Source organism: Amycolatopsis rifamycinica (assembly GCF_000695625.1).
GTDB lineage: Bacteria > Actinomycetota > Actinomycetes > Mycobacteriales > Pseudonocardiaceae > Amycolatopsis > Amycolatopsis rifamycinica.
The window spans coordinates 67,213-83,998 of the sequence record NZ_JMQI01000002.1; the positions used below are offsets into that span (position 1 = coordinate 67,213).

The window sequence follows — 16,786 nt, forward strand, 5'->3', positions numbered from 1 at the left end:
AGCTGGCGTCCGATGCCGAAAACCCGCCAACCTTCCGCGCTGCCGGACGAGCGGACGCCGCAAGGCGCGGGCTGGCTCCCGCACGGTTATCACCTCGAAAGCCATTCCCACCGCGACGGGCAGCTGGTGTACGCGGCCGCCGGGGCCTTCACCACCACGACCGAGTACGGGACCTGGATCGCCCCCGCCGACCGGATCACCTGGACACCGCCGGGTTTCGAGCACTCGCACCGCTTCTACGGCCGGACCGACGCCCGCATCCTCGCCGTCCCCGCCGACGAGTGCGGCGACCTGGCCGAGCACCCCTGCGTGTTCGCGGTGTCGCCGCTGTTGCGCGAGGGCATTCTGGCGCTGACCGGCGACCGGGCGAAATCCGCCGACGCCGACCGGCGGCTGCGCGCGGTGGTGCTCGACGAACTCGGCGAGCTTCCCGAGCAGTCCTTCCACCTGCCCGAGCCGCGCGACGATCGGCTGCGCGCCGCGACCGGCCTCCTGCACGCCGATCCCGGCCGGAACACGACCCTGGCCGAACTGGGGCGGGCCGCCGGGACGAGCGAACGCACCCTCAGCCGCCTGTTCCACACCGACCTCGGCATGAGCTTCCACCGCTGGCGCACCATCCTGCGCATCCACCACGCCCTCATCCGGCTCACCGACGGCGACTCCGTCACCGACACCGCGATCACCTGCGGGTGGTCGAACCCGTCGACCTTCATCGAAGCGTTCACCGCCGTCGTCGGGCAAACCCCCGGGCGCTACCAGGCCGGCCTGCGCGACCGCGGCGCATAGAAGAATTGGCGGGTTTCCGTTATCGCCCGTCGGGTTATCGGTGGACGGCCATCGCCGGCCCGGCCACAGTGGTGATCATGACTCGAACAGAAGAAAACACCACCGTGGTCGTCGTGGGCGGCGGAGTCGCCGGGCTCGCGCTCGGTACCTTCCTACTGCGCAGCGGAATCCGGTGCGTCATCTTGGAAAAGCACAGCCGCGAGTACGTCGAGAACCGGCAACGGGCCGGGGCGCTCGACGGCCGCGGCGTGCGCGTGCTGCGCGAATGGGGAGCAGGAGAGGCAGTCGAAGGGCCCAGTCACGATTCTTCCGACGAGTCGATGCCGCTGATCGTCGACGGCGAAGAGCGGGAATGGCAGATGGACGACTACGAGGACGCCGAAGGTGCCTTCCTCCCCCAGCAGATCCTGGTCCGGAACCTGATCAGGATCTTCCTGCGTGACGGTGGCGACCTTCGTTTCGATGCCGAGGACATCTCCCTGGACGGTCTCGACACCGGGCATCCCCGGGTGCGCTACCGGGACGCCGCCGGCTCGACCACGGTGATCGGCTGCGACTTCGTCGCCGGTAGCGACGGTCACCAGGGCGTCACCAGGACAGCCATCCCCGATGGCTTCCTCACCTGCCACACCCACGAGTTCGGCTACGCCTGGCTGACCGTCATGACGGAGGTGCCCGCCGATCCGCCGGCCGTGATGGCGGTGCATTCCCGCGGCTTCGCCGCACGAATCACCCGCGGCCCGAACGCGAGCCGCGTGTACCTGCAGTGCCCGGTCACCGACACCGTCGAGGACTGGCCGGACGAACGCGTCTGGAGCGAGCTCGCAACGCGGTTCGGCGGATCCGTGCCGAGTGGCCCGATCGTCAGCAGGCAGGTCGTGCCGCTGCGCGGCGTGGTGTTCAGCCCGATGAGCTATGGCCGGCTCCACCTCCTCGGCGACGCGGCGCACTTGATTTCCCCGATGAGTGCGGAGGGGATGAGCCTCGCCCTGCACGACGCGGAGAAACTCGCCCAAGCGATCATCCACCAGGTCGAGGAAGGCGAGGGGAACCTGCTGGAGAGCTACTCGGACACCTGCTTGACCCACACCTGGGAACGCCAGGCAGCCGCGGTCTCGATGACCGACACGATGCACGACTCCGGTGACCCCACCTACCGCGGAGAGTTCCTCAAGCACGTCGCGCGAGCGAACCTGGAAAACCTCCTCCGGCCACGCACGCCGGAGAACTGACCCCGCGTAGGTTGCCGAACGGGTGACGCAGGTCTCGGTAAGGTCACGCGACCTGTCCGTGCGGGAAGCCACCCCGAATACCGGTCATGACCGCGACGATCGAGAAGCAACCCGACCAGCCCGCCTCGCCATCGCGGCCGCGGCTGCGGTTCTTCGCGGCCGCGTTCACCGGGATCCTCGCCCTCGCCGCCGCGCTCGCCGCGGGGCATCTGGTCGCCGGGTTCATCAGCATCAACGCCTCTCCCTACCTCGCCGTGGGCAACGGCGCCATCGACCTCACCCCGGTCGAGCTGAAGGACTTCGCCGTCCGCACCTTCGGCACCTACGACAAGCTGGTGCTGCTGGGCAGCATGGCCCTGGTCATGGTGGGTGTCGCCGCGCTCGCGGGTGTCCTTTCGCGACGGTCACCGGTGCCCGGCGCCGTCCTCATCGCCCTGTTCGGCCTGGTCGGCGCCTTCGCCGTCTTCGAGCGACCGGACCTGACCGCGGTGGCACTGCTCGCGCCGCTCGCCAGCCTGGTCGTCGGCATCGCCGTTTTCCTGCTCCTGCACCGGATCGCCCCGCGCGTCCGGCGGGACGCGGATTCCGGCGGGAAGACCGGCACTTCCCGGCGGGCGTTCCTGCTCAGCGGCGCCGGAGTCGTCGCCGGCGCCGGCGCGGCCGGCCTCGGCGGCCGGCTGATCAGCTCGTCGCGCGACGCGACGGCGTCCCGGGAAGCGGTGGGCAAGCTGGTCCCGGCACGCACCGCGCCGATGATCCCGGCCGACGCGGACTTCGCGAAACTCGGCACTCCGCCGTTCCTGACCCCGAACGGCAAGTTCTACCGCGTCGACACCGCCCTGTCGGTGCCGCAGGTGCGGACCGAGGACTGGAGCCTGCGCCTGCACGGCATGGTCGACCGCGAAATCCGCTACAGCTACAACGACATCCGCAACCGGCCGCTGGTCGAGCGGACGGTGACGATGACCTGCGTGTCCAACGAGGTCGGCGGCGACTACGTGTCGACGTCGAACTTCATCGGCGTCGACCTGGCCGACCTGCTCGCCGAAGCCGGCGTGAAACCCGGTGCCGAGCAGCTGTTCTGCACCAGCGTGGACGGCTGGACCTCCGGCACGCCGGTCGCGGCGGCGCAGGACCGCGGCCGCGGGGCGATGCTCGCGATCGGGATGAACGGCGAGCCGCTGCCGCTGGAACACGGTTTCCCGGCCCGATTGGTCACCCCCGGTCTGTACGGGTACGTGTCGGCGACGAAATGGGTCACCGACATCGAGGTCACCACCTGGGACGCCCGTCAGGCCTACTGGCTCAAACGCAGCTGGGCCCGGGAGGCGCCGATCAAGACCGAATCCCGGATCGATTCCCACCGCGGGTTCGCGAACGTCCGGAAGGGGAAAGTGCGCGTCGCGGGAGTGGCGTGGGCGCAGCACACCGGAATCGAGAAGGTCGAAGTCCGGGTGGATCAGGGGCCGTGGCAGCCGGCCACGCTGTCGCAGGAGGTCAACTCGAACACGTGGCGGATGTGGTGGACCGAGGTCGACCTGTCCGCGGGGGTGCACCAGGTGTTCTGCCGGGCCACCGACAAGTCCGGCTACACCCAGACCGACATGCGCGCCGGAACCGTCCCGGACGGGGCAACCGGCTGGCACAACGTCACCTTCACCGCTGCCTGAGATTTTCTTCCCGATCGACCAATCCGGTTCCCGCCGGGTGCCGAATTACTGGCAACAAGAGGTTCTCACCGATTCGGTGGCCTCAGCCGCGTAATCAATTGGAGTGATTTTCGTGCGTAACCTTCGTATCGCCGGTATTGGCCTGACCGCGGCTGCCGCGCTGACCCTGACCGCCTGCGGCGGCAACGACACCGCTTCCTCCGGGAGCTCCAGCAGCGCCCCCGCGCCGTCGTCGTCGATGGCCGCGCCGTCGTCGAGCATGGCCGCCGGCGGTTCCGGCGTGACCACCAACGCCGACGTGTTCGGGCCGGCGTGTTCGCAGCTGCCGCAGGGTTCCGCGCCCGGTTCGCTGGACTCGATGGGTCCGCAGCCGGTCGCTTCGGCCGCGTCGACCAACCCGCTGCTGACCAAGCTGGTGGCGGCGGTCAAGGCCACCAACCTGGTCGACACGCTCAACAGCCAGGAGGCCATCACGGTCTTCGCGCCGGCGGACCCGGCGTTCGCCGCCCTCGGTGACGCCAAGTTCAACGAGCTGGCCGGCAAGCCCGCCGAGTTGTCGCCGATTCTGCAGTACCACGTGGTCGGCAAGCGCTACGACGCCAAGGGCCTCGCCTCGGCCGGTTCGCTGGAGTCCCTGAACACCGCGGGCGGGCCGCTGAAGATCGAGGGCTCGGGCGAGAACATGACCGTCAACGGCGCGAAGATCCTGTGCGGCAACATTCCCACGAAGAACGCCACCGTCTTCGTGATCGACAAGGTGCTGACCCCGGGCACCAACAAGTAACACCGACGCCCGGTCGCCGACGGGTGACCCGGCACCGCGCGGCCGTCTCGGCTCCACTGCCTCCCGGAGTCAGGCGGCCGCCCTCTTCGCCGGCCGGCCCCGGATCGGGGTCCGGCCGGCGATCTCGTTCTGGCGGCGGGTTGCCGGAGTTCCGCCGCCGGGGGGCACCGAAGCGGCGGTGTCCTGCCGGTCGTCGCCACCGCCGGATCACTCCAGGGTGGTGGCGACGACCGGCCACGCGCTCAAGGGCCGACCGGAAAGTCCGTGAGTGGCACGAGCGCCCACACCACCTTGCCGTCGTGGTCGGCGCGCACACCCCAGTCCAGGGTCAGCTGGTCCACCAGCCGGAGCCCGTAGCGGCCGGATCCCGGCAGGCACGCTCGCACCGATGTGAGGTCCGGATCGCGATCGCCGACTTCGATCAGCAGGTGCCCGGCGGTGCGGGTGACGTGCAGTTCGCGGACCGCGGTGGCGTGCTCGTAGGCGTTGCCGACCAGTTCGTCGATCACCAGCAGGACGCCGCCGGGGCACGAACCGGAAGCCAGCGCCTCGGCGACCTGTGACCGCACCCGGCGAAGATCCGGGCGTCCCCCCAACGCGACCGTCGTTTCGGCCGCCGCGGCGAGCTCCTGGTCGAAATCCATGACTGAACCAGCCTTCCCTCGAGACCTACCCGGTTGCTGGTTCGGGCCGGCGCCCCGTGGGGATTGGTGCACGGTCAGGACAACTTCAGTGGCTGGTTAGCCGGCCAGGCTCACGAAATTCGCGATGCGGGGGTCGTGCGAGTCGGAGGGCCAGGCCAGCAGGACGTCATGGGGAGCGATTCCGGTCACCGGCACAGCGGTGACGTGCCCTCCGAGCCGGTCCACGACACTGTCGCCGACGACCGCGACCAGCTGCCCGGTGGCCACCAGGTCGATCAGGGAGTCCAGCCCCACGGCGGGAAGCGCGGCGCTGTAGGCCCGGTCGCGCCGACGGTCTGGTCCCGGGTGAAGACCAGTTCGACGGTGTCGCGACCGAAGCGCGCGAGGTAGGCGCGGACCATCTCGCGCAGCACACCCGAACCCGTGCCCGGTGCGGTCGCGACGCGCAGCACGCCGCGGCCGGCCTGTCGGGTCCGGCGGATGGCTCGGTCGAGGGAGCGCAGGGTGATCCGCGCCTCCGTCGCGAACACCCGTCCGGCCTCGGTCACTTTCACCTGGCGGCTGGTCCGCTCGAAGAGCGAGGTGCCGAGCCGCCGCTCGAGCTGGACTTCTTCGTCATCGCGCGAGCCACCCCGCGGTCGCCAGCCTGGTGGGGAGGGGGACCAGAACCGGAAAGGGCAGGACGTTGAGGATCGGCATCATCGGCGCCGGCAAGATCGGAGCCACTCTCACCCGCAAGCTGAGCGCGGCCGGCCACGTTGTGCGGGTGGCGAACACGCGCGGACCGGCGAGTATGAGCGAGCCGGCGGCCGAGTCGGGTGCCGTCGCGGTCACCCTCGACGAGGTCACCCGCGACGTCGACGCGCTCATCACGGCCATTCCGTTCAGCCGCGTGCCGGACCTCCGGCCGACGGCCGTATCCGCGGAATCGACGACGGCGAATCCGAGGGTGCCTGGATCGAGCGGAAGCTCGGCCGCCCGGTCGTCCGCGCCTGGAACTCCCTCGTCGAGACGACTCTGGCCGGCCGGAGCCGCCCGAAGGGTGCCGCGGATCGGCTCGCGGTACCCGTCACCGGCAGCCGTGCCGCCGACAAGCAGCTGGTGATGGGACTGGTCGACGACACCGGATTCGATCCGGTCGACGCGGGCGGCGCCGAGGACAGCTGGCGCATCCAGATGGCAACGCCGGCCTACTGCACGGAGTTGACCGTCGAACAGCTCCACAAGGCACTGGCGACCGCCGACCACGCCGCGTCAAGGGTGCGGCGCGAGGCGATCCTGGCGATCGTGGGCACCTGGGAGCCGGACGAGGCGTTCCTCCCGGATGTCGTGGCCCTCAACCGCGCCGCGGCGAGACTGCACCGGCTTGCGGCTTCGCGTTTCCGGTTCGTCTCCGGCTGATCCGAAGCGACGGTGCCACCCCAGGAAGCGGGGTGGCGCCGTCGCCCACGGTCAGCTTTCCGCGGGGCAGAAGGTGTCGTCCGGCCGCTTCCCGCTCACCAGGTACTCGGTCACGAGCGAGTTCCCGCACTTGCCGGGCGTGAACAGGTAGGCCCCGTGCCCGCCCTGGTCGATCGTGATCATCCGGGCGCGCTCGCCGAACGCCGCGCGCAGCTTGCGGGCCCCGGACAGCGGCGTGCCCGGGTCACGCTGGTTCTGCACCATCAGCACGTTCGCCGGGCCGTGGCCGGTGATCCGCACCCGCGGCTCGGCCGGCGGGGCCCAGTAGGCGCACGCCGCGATGTTCGCGCTCGCCGCGCCGAGCAGCGGGTAGCGGATCCGGTCGACGGCGACGTCCAGCTGGTAGCTCGCGATCGAGCGCGGCCACGCCGAGTCGCCGCAGATCACGGCGAACCGGGACGCCAGCAGGTTTTCCACCCCGGTCACCGGCGCCTCCGGCGGCTTCGGAGCCCGGCCCTGGTCGAGCCCTTGCCAGTCCTCGGCCAGTTGCGCCAGGTCCGTCACGTACAAGCCCTCGAATGTCAGGCCACGGAAGACCGAGCCGGTGACGCCCTCGACGGGCGCGCGGTCCAGCCGCGCGGCCAGTTCGTGGAACTTGGCCGTCACCTGCGAAGGGGTGGTGCCGAGCCCGTACTCCGGGTGCTTCGCCGCGAAGGCCGCGAAGTCGGGGAACCGGTCCTCCATGCCCCGCCCGAAGCCGCGCATCGCGTCGACGTCGTAGCCGCCCGGCCCGAGGTTGCTGTCGAGGACAATCCGGTCGCTGCGCTCGGGGAACAGCGTCGTGTACACCGCGCCCAGGTAAGTCCCGTAGGACGCGCCCAGGAACGACACCTTCGGCTCGCCGAGCGCCGTCCGGATGCGGTCCATGTCCCGCGCGGTGTTCGCGGTGGTGACGTACGGCAGCATCGATCCGGTCTTCGACCCGGCGCACTGCTCGGCTTCCCGCTTCGCGATCGCGGCTTGCTTCACGACGTCGGCCGGGCCGTTCGCGTACGGCAGGTTGCCGACCGCGATCTGTTCCGGCGTCAGGTCGCACGTCACCGGGGTGCTGTGCGCGACCCCGCGCGGGTCGAACCCGATGATGTCGTAGGAGTCGAGCACTTCTTGGGGCAGCCGCACGAGCTTCAGCAGCTGCGGGTAGTCCAGGCCACCGCCGCCGGGGCCGCCCGGGTTGGTCAGCAGCACGCCCCGCCGTTTCTCCGGGTTTTTGCTCGGCAGGCGCGACACGGCGACGTCGATCGTCCGCCCGCCCGGCGCCCGGTAGTCCAGCGGGACCTTCAGGGTCGTGCACTGCAGATCCGGCGTCGGGAACGCCCCCGCCGGGCACGGCCCCCAGACCAAGGTGCCCGGTGCGGCGGAGGCCGCGGGGACGACGGTCGTCGCGCCGAGCACGGCGATCGCGACGGCCAGCAAGGCTTTACGCATCGGAATTTCCTTTCGTTCGCCCCGCTTTCAGCGGCGCGGTTCCCAGCGGAAGAGCCGCGCCGCCAGCACGACCGCGACGAAGACCCAGGCGAGAGTGGGGGCGAAGAGGACCAGCGAATCGGCGACCGGGCGGCCGCCGTTCCACGCGTCGAGCACCAGCTCGGCCGCCGAACCGCCGGGCAGCAGGCGCTTGAGCAGCGTGAGCTCGCCGGTGCCGGTGAGGCCGACCCAGCCGGCCACCGCGATCACGCCGACGCTGATCGGCAGGGTGGTCACCTGCGCGTGTTCCGGCGAGTTCGTCAGCCCGGCCGTGGCCAGGCCCAGCGCGAGCATCATCACCACGCCGGCCACGACGGCGGCGGCCAGCAGCAGCGGGTTCGCCGGCTCTCCGGTGACCACGGCCAGCACCGCGAACAGCACGGCGATCTGGACCACCGCGATCGCGGTGACCGGCAGCAGCAGCCCGCCGAGGATCCCGGCGTCACCGGCCGCGGTCGAGCGCAGCCGCTTGAGGAACAGGTTCTGGCGGCGGGCGGCCAGCGTCGTCACCGTCGTGGTGTAGAGGCCGATGCCCAGCACGAAGAACAAGGTCAGCGTCGCGATGTAGCCGAGGCTCCCCACCTCGGTGAAGACGTCGTGCCGGGCGATGAAGAACGCGCTGAGCGCTGCCGGCAGCACCAGGGCGGTGACCAGCACGAGCCGGTTCCGGAAGAGCTGGATCAGCTCGCCGCGAGCGATCGTCGACATGGTTCCTCCTCTCAGGAGTTTTCGATGGCGCGGAAGACGTCGTCGAGCCGCGTCGGCCCGGCCTGCAGGTCGAGCAGCTCCACGGCGTGGTCCTGCGCCCAGGTGAGCAGCGTGTGCAGGTCCTTCTGCAGGCCGAAGGTCTCGACGAGGTACTTGCCGTCCACGCCCCGCGTGGCGAGCAGCGGCGGCGACGGCGCGGGGACCGGGAGCCCGAAGTGGATGGTCGAGGGCAGCGTCCGCGTCAGCTCGGCGACGGTGCCCTCGCGGTGGAGGACGCCCTGGTGCATGAGCCCGATGCGGTCGGCGCGCTGCTGCGCTTCCTCGAGGTAGTGCGTGGTGAGCACGACGGTGGCGCCGTCCTCGCGCAGCCGGTCGACGGCGTCCCAGAGCGCGTCCCGCGACTGGATGTCGAGGCCGGTGGTGGGTTCGTCGAGGAAGACCAGCTCGGGCGTGCCGTAGACGGCGGTGGCGAAGTCGAGCCGCCGCTTCTCCCCGCCCGATAGCTGTCCGACCTTGGTGCCGGCCTTGCGGGTGAGGCCGGCCACGTCGAGCAGGCGCCCGACGTCGTCGTCGCGTCCGGTGAGCCGCCCGACCAGCCCGACGGTTTCGCGCACGGTCAGGTCGGCGGAAAACCCGCTCTCCTGCAGCATGATCCCCATCCGCGGACGGACGGCGGCGCGGTCGCGGGGGTCCTTCCCGAACACCCGGACGGCCCCCGAGGTCGGTGCGCGGTGCCCTTCGACCGTTTCCAGGGCCGAGGTCTTCCCGGCGCCGTTCGTACCGAGCAGGGCGTAGAGCTCCCCGCGATCCACCTGGAACGAAAGGTCTTTCACGGCGGGGAAGCCGCCGTAGGTGAGAGTGAGGGCATCGACGTCGATGACCGGTGTCGTGGACATGCCCGAATTCCAGCGTGGATCGGCGCGGCCCGGCAGTGCGGCGGCGTCACCCGGATCCATGACGTGGTGTCACTGGTGGTGCCCGCTCAGCCGGATACGCTCGGCTGGTGGAGGTGCCGACGATCGCGCGCAGGACGTCCTGGACCGGCGGGAAGGTCCAGGAACGGCTGCGCCGGCTGAACCTGATCACGACCGTCCCTCCGCTGGCGCTTGTCGGCGTCTTCCTGCTGCTGACGACCGCCCGGTCCTGGTGGCACGTCGTCATCCAGGTCGCGGGGCTGCTCGCGGCGCTGGCGACGGCCGAACGCTGGACCGCGGGTGACTACCTCCGCGTGGCACGGCCGAGCCTGGCCGTCACCGCGGTGGTGTGGCTGGCCGGGTCGCTGACCGACGACACGGCCGCGTTCTTCGGGCTGTCGGTCGTGGGGTCGTACCTCATCCCGCCGCTGCCCCGCCGCCGGCTCACCGCGCTGGCCGGGCTGACGGTCCTGATCGCTGGGCTGGGCGCGGCGAACGTCCTCGTGCACGACGACCGGATCGGCTGGCGGCTGTTCCAGTTCGCCGCCGTCCCCGCGGCCGCCATGCTGGTCTCGACCGCGTTCATGTTCGCCAGCCAGCGCTTCTTCGACCTGATCGCGGAACTCGAGCAGTCCCGCGAGCGCGAAGCGGAGCTGGCCGTCACCCGGGAGCGCGTGCGCTTCGCCTCCGACCTGCACGACATCCAGGGCCACACCCTGCACGTGGTGAAGCTGAAAGTGGCGCTGGCCGAGAAGCTGCTGGACCGCGAACCCGGCCGGGCGCGCGAGGAACTGCGGGAGGTGCACGACCTGGTCGGTGAAACCATCGTCCGGACCAAGGAACTCGCCTACGCCCAACGGCGGCTGAACCTGTCCGCCGAGCTGGAGAACGCCAAGAACCTCTTCGAGGCCGCGGGAATCCACGTCCGGGTCACACGCGAGTCCGAAGTGGACGCTGCCGCGGGCGAACTGCTCGGCCAGGTCCTGCGCGAGACGACGACCAACATCCTGCGGCACGCCGAAGCCCGCCAGGTCGGGATCACGCTCACCCGGCACGGGATCGCGATCGTCAACGACGGCGCCCCGGACACCGGCCCGCTCGAGCTCGGCGGCCTCGCGGTGCTCCGGCAGCGCTTGGCCGAGCACGGCGCCGAGCTGGAAGTCTCGCACTCCGGCGGCCGCTTCCGCACCGCGGCGGCCTTCCCCGTGCCGAAGGAGGTCCGACGACGATGACGACGGTGGTGCTCGCCGACGACGAAGCCCTGCTCCGCAAGGCACTGGCCGCGCTGCTGCCGCTGGAAGGCGAGATCACGGTGCTGGCCGAGGCCGGCGACGGCGAAACGGCGATCGCGGCCACCCTCGAACACCGGCCGGACGTGCTGGTCATCGACCTCGAAATGCCCCGCATGGACGGGCTCGGCGCGGTCGAGGAGATCCGCCGGGCCCGGCCGGAGCAGGTGATCCTGATGCTGACCCGCCACGCCCGTCCCGGCGTGCTCCGCAAGGCGCTGAAGCTCGGCGTCCAGGGTTTCGTCAGCAAGGCGGCGGAACCGGCCCACATCACCTCGGTGATCAAGACCCTGCACGCGGGCAAGCGCTGGATCGACCCGGACGTCTCGGCCCTCGCCGTCGTCGACGACTGCCCGCTGACCGACCGCGAGCTGGACGTCCTGCGCGCCACCCGTGAGGGTTTTTCGGTGGCCGACATCGCCGGGCAACTGCACCTCGCGGAGGGCACGGTCCGCAACTACCTGTCCAACGCCATGCAGAAGACCCAGACCCGCACCCGCCACGAAGCGGCCCGATACGCCCGCGAGCACGACTGGCTGTAGCCGGTCGGGCGGGATGACGGCCAGGACCGGCGCTTCAGGTGACGCGAAAGACCGGCCAGCCGATCTCGGTGCGCCACGCAGCGGGATCGCTGGCGTCACGAGGTCCGACAGCGTAGACCTCCCGCACCGGCCCGGCGACCGACATCGCGTTCTCCACCACCCAGGTCCCGAGTGCGCCGTAGGTGACTTCGACGCCGTCGTGCTCGCCGACGTGGGTGGTGACGGCCAGTTCCGCGGCCGGAAGAACCACCGGGTGCACGCGTCCGGTGCGAGGCGGCGCCGCGGTCGGCAGGTAGACGAGCGCGTGACCGCGCTCCTCTTCGAAAAGGGCGTTGTCGTAGCAGCCGCCCGGCGGCCCGGTCGCGGCGGCGCCGACGGCCGCCTCCAGCTCGGCCATCGCGCCGGCGAACCAGGCCTCGACGTCGCCGTGCCCGACTACGGCTTCTACCGCCGCGACCGTCCGGGCGGGCTCCGCACGCAGTTCGACATCGATCGGTGCGGGGTCGGGCCGGAGCAGGCGCCGCAGCGACACGACCGCCGCCCGGGTGCGGTCGAGCACGTCCTCGAGGCGTTGCAGGTGGTCCGCGACCAGGGCCGCCCGGACACCGGGGTCGGGGGTCCGCAGGATCCGCCGCACATCGCTCAGGGGGACGTCGAGTTCGCGGAGCCGGTGGATGACCTGCGCGGTCGGGATCTGGTCGACGCCGTAGTAGCGGTAACCGGTGGTCTCGTCCACCACCGCGGGCTCCAGCAGGGCCGCCTCGTGGTACCGGCGCAGGGTCCGCACGCTCAAGTGGGTCAGCCGCGAAAACTCCCCGATGCTCAGCACCTCTCCATTCTGGACTCTCTCCCCGGGGGAGAGTCCACGGCTTGACCCTCCCACGCCGTGAGCTCACACGATGGGCTCATGACACAGCACACCGATCTCCCGTCCGATCTGCTCCCGGCTACCGTGCGCGAGTTCTTCGCCGCCCACGTCGTCCGCGACGCCGACACCGCCTCGTCGTTCCTCACCGAGGACGCGGTGGTCGTCGACCAGGACGAGACCTTCCGCGGCCGGGAGGAGGTCCACGCGTTCCTGCGGGACGCCGGGTCCGAATTCGAGTACACGACCGAGCAGATCGGCGCTCGCCGCGTCGACGACGCCCACTGGGTGGTGACCGTGCGGCTCGAGGGCACTTTCCCGGGTGGCGTCGCCGAGCTCGACTACCGGTTCGCGGTGCGGGACGACCTCATCGCCGAACTCGTCATCGCCAACCACGCAGCCTGACCGAACGTCGATTGTTTTTGGAGAGAGAAATGTCTGGTTCGGATCGTGATCGTCTCGACGGTCGCCGGGCGCTGGTCACGGGCGGTTCGAAGGGCTCGGGCAAGGCCGTCGCGGAGAGGCTGCGAGAGATGGGTGCCGACGTGTACGTGACGGCGCGGACGATGCCCGACGGGTACGAGCACCCCGACCGGTTCATCGAAGCGGACGTGACGACGATCGAAGGCACCGACGCGGTGGCCGCTCGCATCGCCGAGGCCGGCGGCGCGCTCGACATCCTGGTGCACGTCGTCGGCGGGGCGTCGACGCCGGCCGGTGGGTTCGCGGTCATCACCGATGATCAGTGGCTCACTGAGCTGAACCTCAACTTCCTGGGCGCGGTACGGCTCGATCGAGCTCTTCTCCCGGCGATGATCGAGTCCGGCGCGGGCGTGGTGCTGCACTTCACCTCGATCCAGCGTGAACTACCCCAGTACGACGCGTCCCTGGCGTACGCGGCGGCGAAGGCCGCTCTGCGCACGTACAGCAAGGGGCTGGCCAACGAGCTCGCGCCGCGCGGCGTACGGGTCAACGCGATCAGCCTCGGCGGGATCGAGACCGAAGCCTACGAGAGGTTCGTGGACCGGATCGCCGAGGGCAACGGACTCACCCGTGAAGAAGCCAAGCAGACCATCTACGACTCCCTGGGCGGGGTCCCGCTGGGACGGTTCGCGAACACAGCGGAAATCGCGGACCTCGTCGGGTTTCTGGTCTCGGACCGCGCCTCGGCGATCGTGGGCGCCGAGTACGTCATCGACGGTGGCACCGTTCCGACTGTCTGAACCAGGAGAACGTATGACTACGCAAGCCGTTCCCCGGCCGGTCGGACCGCCACCACCCTTCGACCCGGAGCTCGCTCCCGTCGTCGAGATGCTGACCAGCCTGCGCCCACCCGACGCGTACCGTCCGGACAACATCGTCGAGATGCGCGAGCCCGTCCCCGGGGTGGAGGCCCCGACCGACGAGATCCTCTCGCGCGGCGGCGCCTACAGCGTCCAGACGCGGACGGTGCCAGGGCCGACCGGGCAACAGGACATCTCGCTGCTGATCTGCCTCCCGAAGCACGCGACGACCCCGACCGCGGCGATCTACCACATCCACGGAGGCGGCATGATCGTCGGAGACAACCGCTTCGGCCTGGCCGAGATGGTGAACCTGGCCGAACCGATGGGCATGGCCGTGGTCTCGGTCGAGTACCGGCTCGCACCCGAGACACCCCACCCAGGGCCCGTCGAGGACTGCTACGCGGGCCTGGTGTGGCTGTCGGATCACGCCGACGAACTCGACATCGACCCCGAGCGCATCATCATCGGCGGTACGAGCGCCGGCGCCGGCCTCGCGGCCGGCGTCACCTTGCTGGCACGCGACCGCACCGGCCCGGCCATCCTGGCCCAGCTGCTCCTGTCGCCGATGCTGGACGACCGCAACGACTCGCCCTCTGCTCGGCAGATGCGCGGCCTCGGCATCTGGGACAGCTCCTCGAACGAGACGGGATGGAACGCCCTCCTCGGCGACGGCGTTCGCGGAGGACCGGACGTATCTCCGTACGCGGCGCCTTCCCGCGCCGAGGACCTCTCTGGCCTGCCGTCCACGTTTATCGATGTCGGGTCGGCCGAGACGTTCCGGGACGAGGATGTCGCCTACGCAAGCCGCATGTGGCAGGCGGGCTGTGACGTCGAGCTCCACGTCTGGCCCGGCGGGTTCCACGGATTCGACGTCGTGGCTCCTCAGGCCGTGCTCTCGCAGGACGCCATCGCCGCTCGAGCGGCATGGCTGCGCCGTCAAGTCCGTTGAGTCGGCAGCTGCCGTTATTGGCAACTGTGTGCTGTTTAGTGCAGTTGTGACAGGGAGTTTTGCCCCCGCTGTGCCACAGCGAAATCAGTGAGAGGGCTGGGCCGGGGCGTGTCGGCCCGAAGTAGCCGTGGATCACGGGGGAGGTGGGGCCACGGACCGGCCTGGGTGGCGTACTGCCAAGGCCGCACACCCGATCAAGGCGAGCGCGGCTATCGCCGTGGTGGTCCACATGGCGGCCGACACGGAGCCGGCCAGCGTTTGGGCGCCGGTGGCTGCTGCCACGCCGAGCGCGCCTCCGGCTTGCTGGGCCGTGATGAGGAGGCCGGAAGCGGTGCCTTGTTCCTGTGCGGTTGCCGAGTTGCCGGCAAGGGTCAGCGCGGCGGGGTACATGGCGGCGATCGACGTGCCGACGAGGACGCATGCGGGCAGGAACACCGCGAGGTAGGCGCCGGTCAGCACCTGCGTGTAGAGGACCATGCCCGCCGCGAGCGCCGTGAGGCTCGCCACCACCGTCACGCTGGGCGTCAGCTTGTTCATAAGACGTCCGGAGAACAACGAGATGATGCTGACGGTGATGCCCTGGGGCAGGAACGAAAGGCCCACATCGAAGGCCGTGTGCCCGCCCGCTTGCTGCAGTTCGGTGCCGACCACGAACATCGCACCGCCGATGGCGGCGAACATTCCCCCGAGCCCCACCGAAGCCAGAAGCATGCGCCGGTCGAGCAGGATCCGCAGGGGCAGAAGCGGATGGGCCGACCGGGCCTGGAGCCGCAGGAACGCCGCGAGCAAGACGATGCCGGCGGCGATGACCACCACAAGTTCGATCGCCGGTGCGGTGCCGATACGGCCCACCTCGTACACCGTCAGCAGAAGCCCGGCGGTGCCCAGCACTGCCGGCGGCCAGCCGGCCCGGATCGCCGACCGTGGTGCGGGGCCGATGAGGAGCGCGACGGCCAGCACGACCACAGCGGTGAGGGGGACGTAGGTCGCGAACACCCAGCGCCAGTTGAACACCTCGGTGAGCAGGCCGCTCATGACCAGCCCCAAGGAGAATCCGACGGCTCCCATCGCGCCGAAGACGCCGAGTGCGCGACTGCGTGGCCGCCCTTCCGGAAAGGCGTGCACGATGAGGGCCACGGCCGCCGGTGCGGTCAAGGCCGAACCGATGCCCTGAACGCAGCGTGCGGAGATGATCTCGACGGCGTTCTGCGCGAGGGCCGCGCCGAGGGAACCGAGCCCGAAGACGGTGACACCCCAGAGGAAGATCCGGCGGGCGCCGAACGCATCGGTCCACCGGCCGCCCAGCAAGAGGAATCCCGCGTACGAGGTGAGAAACGCGCTGGCCACGAGCTGAAGGGTGTCCGGTGCGAGGTGCAGCGCGTTCCCGATGTCCGCCGTCTGCACGTTGATACCGGACAGGCTCATGCCCTCGAACAGCAAAGCGCTGCACAGGGCGATCAACCGGCCCCATGCCGCGACACCGAAATGGAACAAGCCGGGCTGGTCGGCCAATTCCGGGCTACGGCTCGACGTCATCATCCACCTTGCCTTCCAGGAGAACTGCACGCAGGAATCCTTTGGCGGTGGCGAGGGCGTCGTCGGCGGCCACCGTGTCGTGGTTCGGGTTGTCCATGTCGGCGAAGCCGTGGCCGCACGGGTAAAGCCGGGTGGTCACGCTTTCCTGCTCCTCCAGGCGCTCGGCGAGGTCGAGGGGATCGAAGCCGGGCTCGCGTTCGGCGAACAGCAGCAAGCACGGGCAAGTGGGCGCGAGCTCCGGATAGTCGCGTATCCGGGATCCGTAGAAACACACCACCGCATCGAACACGCCCTCGCTCGCGACGATCCACCCGCTGGTCGCACCGACGCTGAACCCCATTGCCCCGACTTTGCGGTAGCGCGAGCGCAAGCTCGTGCCGAACGCGTTCAGCCGCGCGGCCATCGCGACGACTCCACCGGCCCGGGTGAAGTGCGCGTAAGCGGCCTCCTGATCCGAGGGCGCGAAGACGCGCGCAGGGCCTTGCGTCAGCTGCGGCGTGTAGACGTCGACCCCGAACTGCTCGAGAGCGGTCTTCATCCGGGTGATGTGCGGGGTGAGGCCCAAGATCTCGTGGGCGACCACGACCGCGGCGTCACGGTGGTGGTCGCCCACGAGATGCCCGGGAACCGGGAATCCGGCGGACACGGTCGGC

Annotated in this window: 19 protein-coding genes and 1 pseudogene; 11 read left to right on the forward strand and 9 right to left on the reverse strand. The window is 70.3% G+C overall.

The window, feature by feature from the left end:
• The first annotated feature begins 12 nt into the window (after positions 1 to 12).
• The 4 genes from DV20_RS01175 (at position 13) to DV20_RS01190 (ending at position 4,475) form a co-directional block, all read left to right on the forward strand.
• Positions 13 to 789 carry a helix-turn-helix domain-containing protein gene (locus DV20_RS01175; RefSeq protein ID WP_043775492.1) on the forward strand — a complete coding sequence of 259 codons (777 nt, stop codon included), beginning with the start codon at positions 13 to 15 and terminating at the stop codon, positions 787 to 789.
• Positions 693 to 2,021 carry a 4-hydroxybenzoate 3-monooxygenase gene (locus DV20_RS01180; protein ID WP_235190674.1) on the forward strand — a complete coding sequence of 443 codons (1,329 nt, stop codon included), beginning with the start codon at positions 693 to 695 and terminating at the stop codon, positions 2,019 to 2,021. Before DV20_RS01175 ends, DV20_RS01180 begins: the two co-directional genes overlap by 97 nt.
• An 86-nt stretch (positions 2,022 to 2,107) precedes the next feature.
• Complete coding sequence (locus DV20_RS01185; protein WP_235190675.1) at positions 2,108 to 3,691, forward strand: molybdopterin-dependent oxidoreductase; 1,584 nt, start codon at positions 2,108 to 2,110, stop codon at positions 3,689 to 3,691.
• A 112-nt stretch (positions 3,692 to 3,803) separates the two neighbouring features.
• On the forward strand, positions 3,804 to 4,475 hold the full coding sequence (locus DV20_RS01190) for a fasciclin domain-containing protein (protein ID WP_043775678.1): 672 nt from the start codon (positions 3,804 to 3,806) through the stop codon (positions 4,473 to 4,475).
• Positions 4,476 to 4,717: 242 nt separating this feature from the next.
• On the opposite strand, the gene DV20_RS01195 is transcribed toward DV20_RS01190, so the two are convergent.
• The 3 genes and pseudogenes from DV20_RS01195 to DV20_RS01205 form a co-directional block, all read right to left on the reverse strand.
• Positions 4,718 to 5,119, reverse strand: coding sequence for an ATP-binding protein (locus DV20_RS01195; RefSeq protein ID WP_043775493.1), 402 nt, complete (start codon positions 5,117 to 5,119; stop codon positions 4,718 to 4,720).
• A 96-nt stretch (positions 5,120 to 5,215) separates the two neighbouring features.
• Complete coding sequence (locus DV20_RS01200; protein ID WP_043775496.1) at positions 5,216 to 5,413, reverse strand: type 2 periplasmic-binding domain-containing protein; 198 nt, start codon at positions 5,411 to 5,413, stop codon at positions 5,216 to 5,218.
• Positions 5,395 to 5,715: pseudogene (locus DV20_RS01205) on the reverse strand (hypothetical protein); the annotation flags it as partial. The pseudogene DV20_RS01205 and the gene DV20_RS01200, both read right to left, overlap by 19 nt.
• A 53-nt stretch (positions 5,716 to 5,768) precedes the next feature.
• Between DV20_RS01205 and DV20_RS47240 the strand changes: the two are divergent.
• Positions 5,769 to 6,224 carry an NAD(P)-binding domain-containing protein gene (locus tag DV20_RS47240; protein ID WP_407638305.1) on the forward strand — a complete coding sequence of 152 codons (456 nt, stop codon included), beginning with the start codon at positions 5,769 to 5,771 and terminating at the stop codon, positions 6,222 to 6,224.
• A complete protein-coding gene (locus DV20_RS46060; RefSeq protein ID WP_051735743.1) occupies positions 6,224 to 6,520 on the forward strand; it encodes a hypothetical protein in 297 nt (98 codons plus the stop codon). The genes DV20_RS47240 and DV20_RS46060 overlap by 1 nt, the downstream gene beginning before the upstream one ends.
• Positions 6,521 to 6,571: 51 nt before the next feature.
• Here DV20_RS46060 and DV20_RS01215 read toward each other — a convergent pair whose 3' ends face one another.
• From DV20_RS01215 to DV20_RS01225, 3 genes are read right to left on the reverse strand one after another with little or no spacing between them, the layout of a single operon-like run.
• A complete protein-coding gene (locus DV20_RS01215; RefSeq protein WP_043775500.1) occupies positions 6,572 to 8,005 on the reverse strand; it encodes an alpha/beta hydrolase in 1,434 nt (477 codons plus the stop codon).
• A 27-nt stretch (positions 8,006 to 8,032) separates the two neighbouring features.
• Positions 8,033 to 8,752: a hypothetical protein gene (locus tag DV20_RS01220; protein WP_043775502.1), complete on the reverse strand. Its 720-nt coding sequence runs from the start codon at positions 8,750 to 8,752 to the stop codon at positions 8,033 to 8,035.
• 11 nt (positions 8,753 to 8,763) lie between these two features.
• The gene (locus tag DV20_RS01225; protein ID WP_043775504.1) at positions 8,764 to 9,648 is read right to left on the reverse strand and encodes an ABC transporter ATP-binding protein; all 885 of its coding nucleotides are present in this window, start codon (positions 9,646 to 9,648) and stop codon (positions 8,764 to 8,766) included.
• A gap of 107 nt (positions 9,649 to 9,755) precedes the next feature.
• Here DV20_RS01225 and DV20_RS01230 point away from each other — a divergent pair, with 107 nt between their 5' ends.
• Together DV20_RS01230 and DV20_RS01235 are read left to right on the forward strand one after the other, a co-directional pair.
• Positions 9,756 to 10,898: a sensor histidine kinase gene (locus DV20_RS01230; RefSeq protein ID WP_043775505.1), complete on the forward strand. Its 1,143-nt coding sequence runs from the start codon at positions 9,756 to 9,758 to the stop codon at positions 10,896 to 10,898.
• Positions 10,895 to 11,497, forward strand: coding sequence for a response regulator transcription factor (locus DV20_RS01235; RefSeq protein ID WP_043775508.1), 603 nt, complete (start codon positions 10,895 to 10,897; stop codon positions 11,495 to 11,497). Before DV20_RS01230 ends, DV20_RS01235 begins: the two co-directional genes overlap by 4 nt.
• 34 nt (positions 11,498 to 11,531) lie before the next feature.
• Here the strand turns inward: DV20_RS01235 and DV20_RS01240 are convergent, their stop codons facing one another.
• The gene (locus tag DV20_RS01240) at positions 11,532 to 12,326 is read right to left on the reverse strand and encodes a MerR family transcriptional regulator (RefSeq protein WP_043775511.1); all 795 of its coding nucleotides are present in this window, start codon (positions 12,324 to 12,326) and stop codon (positions 11,532 to 11,534) included.
• A gap of 78 nt (positions 12,327 to 12,404) precedes the next feature.
• Here DV20_RS01240 and DV20_RS01245 point away from each other — a divergent pair, with 78 nt between their 5' ends.
• From DV20_RS01245 to DV20_RS01255, 3 genes are all read left to right on the forward strand, one after another.
• Positions 12,405 to 12,767 (forward strand): nuclear transport factor 2 family protein, encoded by a 363-nt coding sequence (locus DV20_RS01245; protein ID WP_043775513.1) that lies wholly within the window; start codon positions 12,405 to 12,407, stop codon positions 12,765 to 12,767.
• A 29-nt stretch (positions 12,768 to 12,796) separates the two neighbouring features.
• A complete protein-coding gene (locus DV20_RS01250; RefSeq protein WP_084093261.1) occupies positions 12,797 to 13,585 on the forward strand; it encodes an SDR family oxidoreductase in 789 nt (262 codons plus the stop codon).
• Positions 13,586 to 13,673: 88 nt separating this feature from the next.
• The gene (locus DV20_RS01255) at positions 13,674 to 14,597 is read left to right on the forward strand and encodes an alpha/beta hydrolase (RefSeq protein WP_235190676.1); all 924 of its coding nucleotides are present in this window, start codon (positions 13,674 to 13,676) and stop codon (positions 14,595 to 14,597) included.
• 132 nt (positions 14,598 to 14,729) lie between these two features.
• Here the strand turns inward: DV20_RS01255 and DV20_RS01260 are convergent, their stop codons facing one another.
• Positions 14,730 to 16,163: an MFS transporter gene (locus tag DV20_RS01260; RefSeq protein WP_152603602.1), complete on the reverse strand. Its 1,434-nt coding sequence runs from the start codon at positions 16,161 to 16,163 to the stop codon at positions 14,730 to 14,732.
• The gene (locus tag DV20_RS01265) at positions 16,117 to 16,779 is read right to left on the reverse strand and encodes a dienelactone hydrolase family protein (protein WP_051735744.1); all 663 of its coding nucleotides are present in this window, start codon (positions 16,777 to 16,779) and stop codon (positions 16,117 to 16,119) included. The genes DV20_RS01260 and DV20_RS01265 overlap by 47 nt, the downstream gene beginning before the upstream one ends.
• Positions 16,780 to 16,786: the final 7 nt, after the last annotated feature.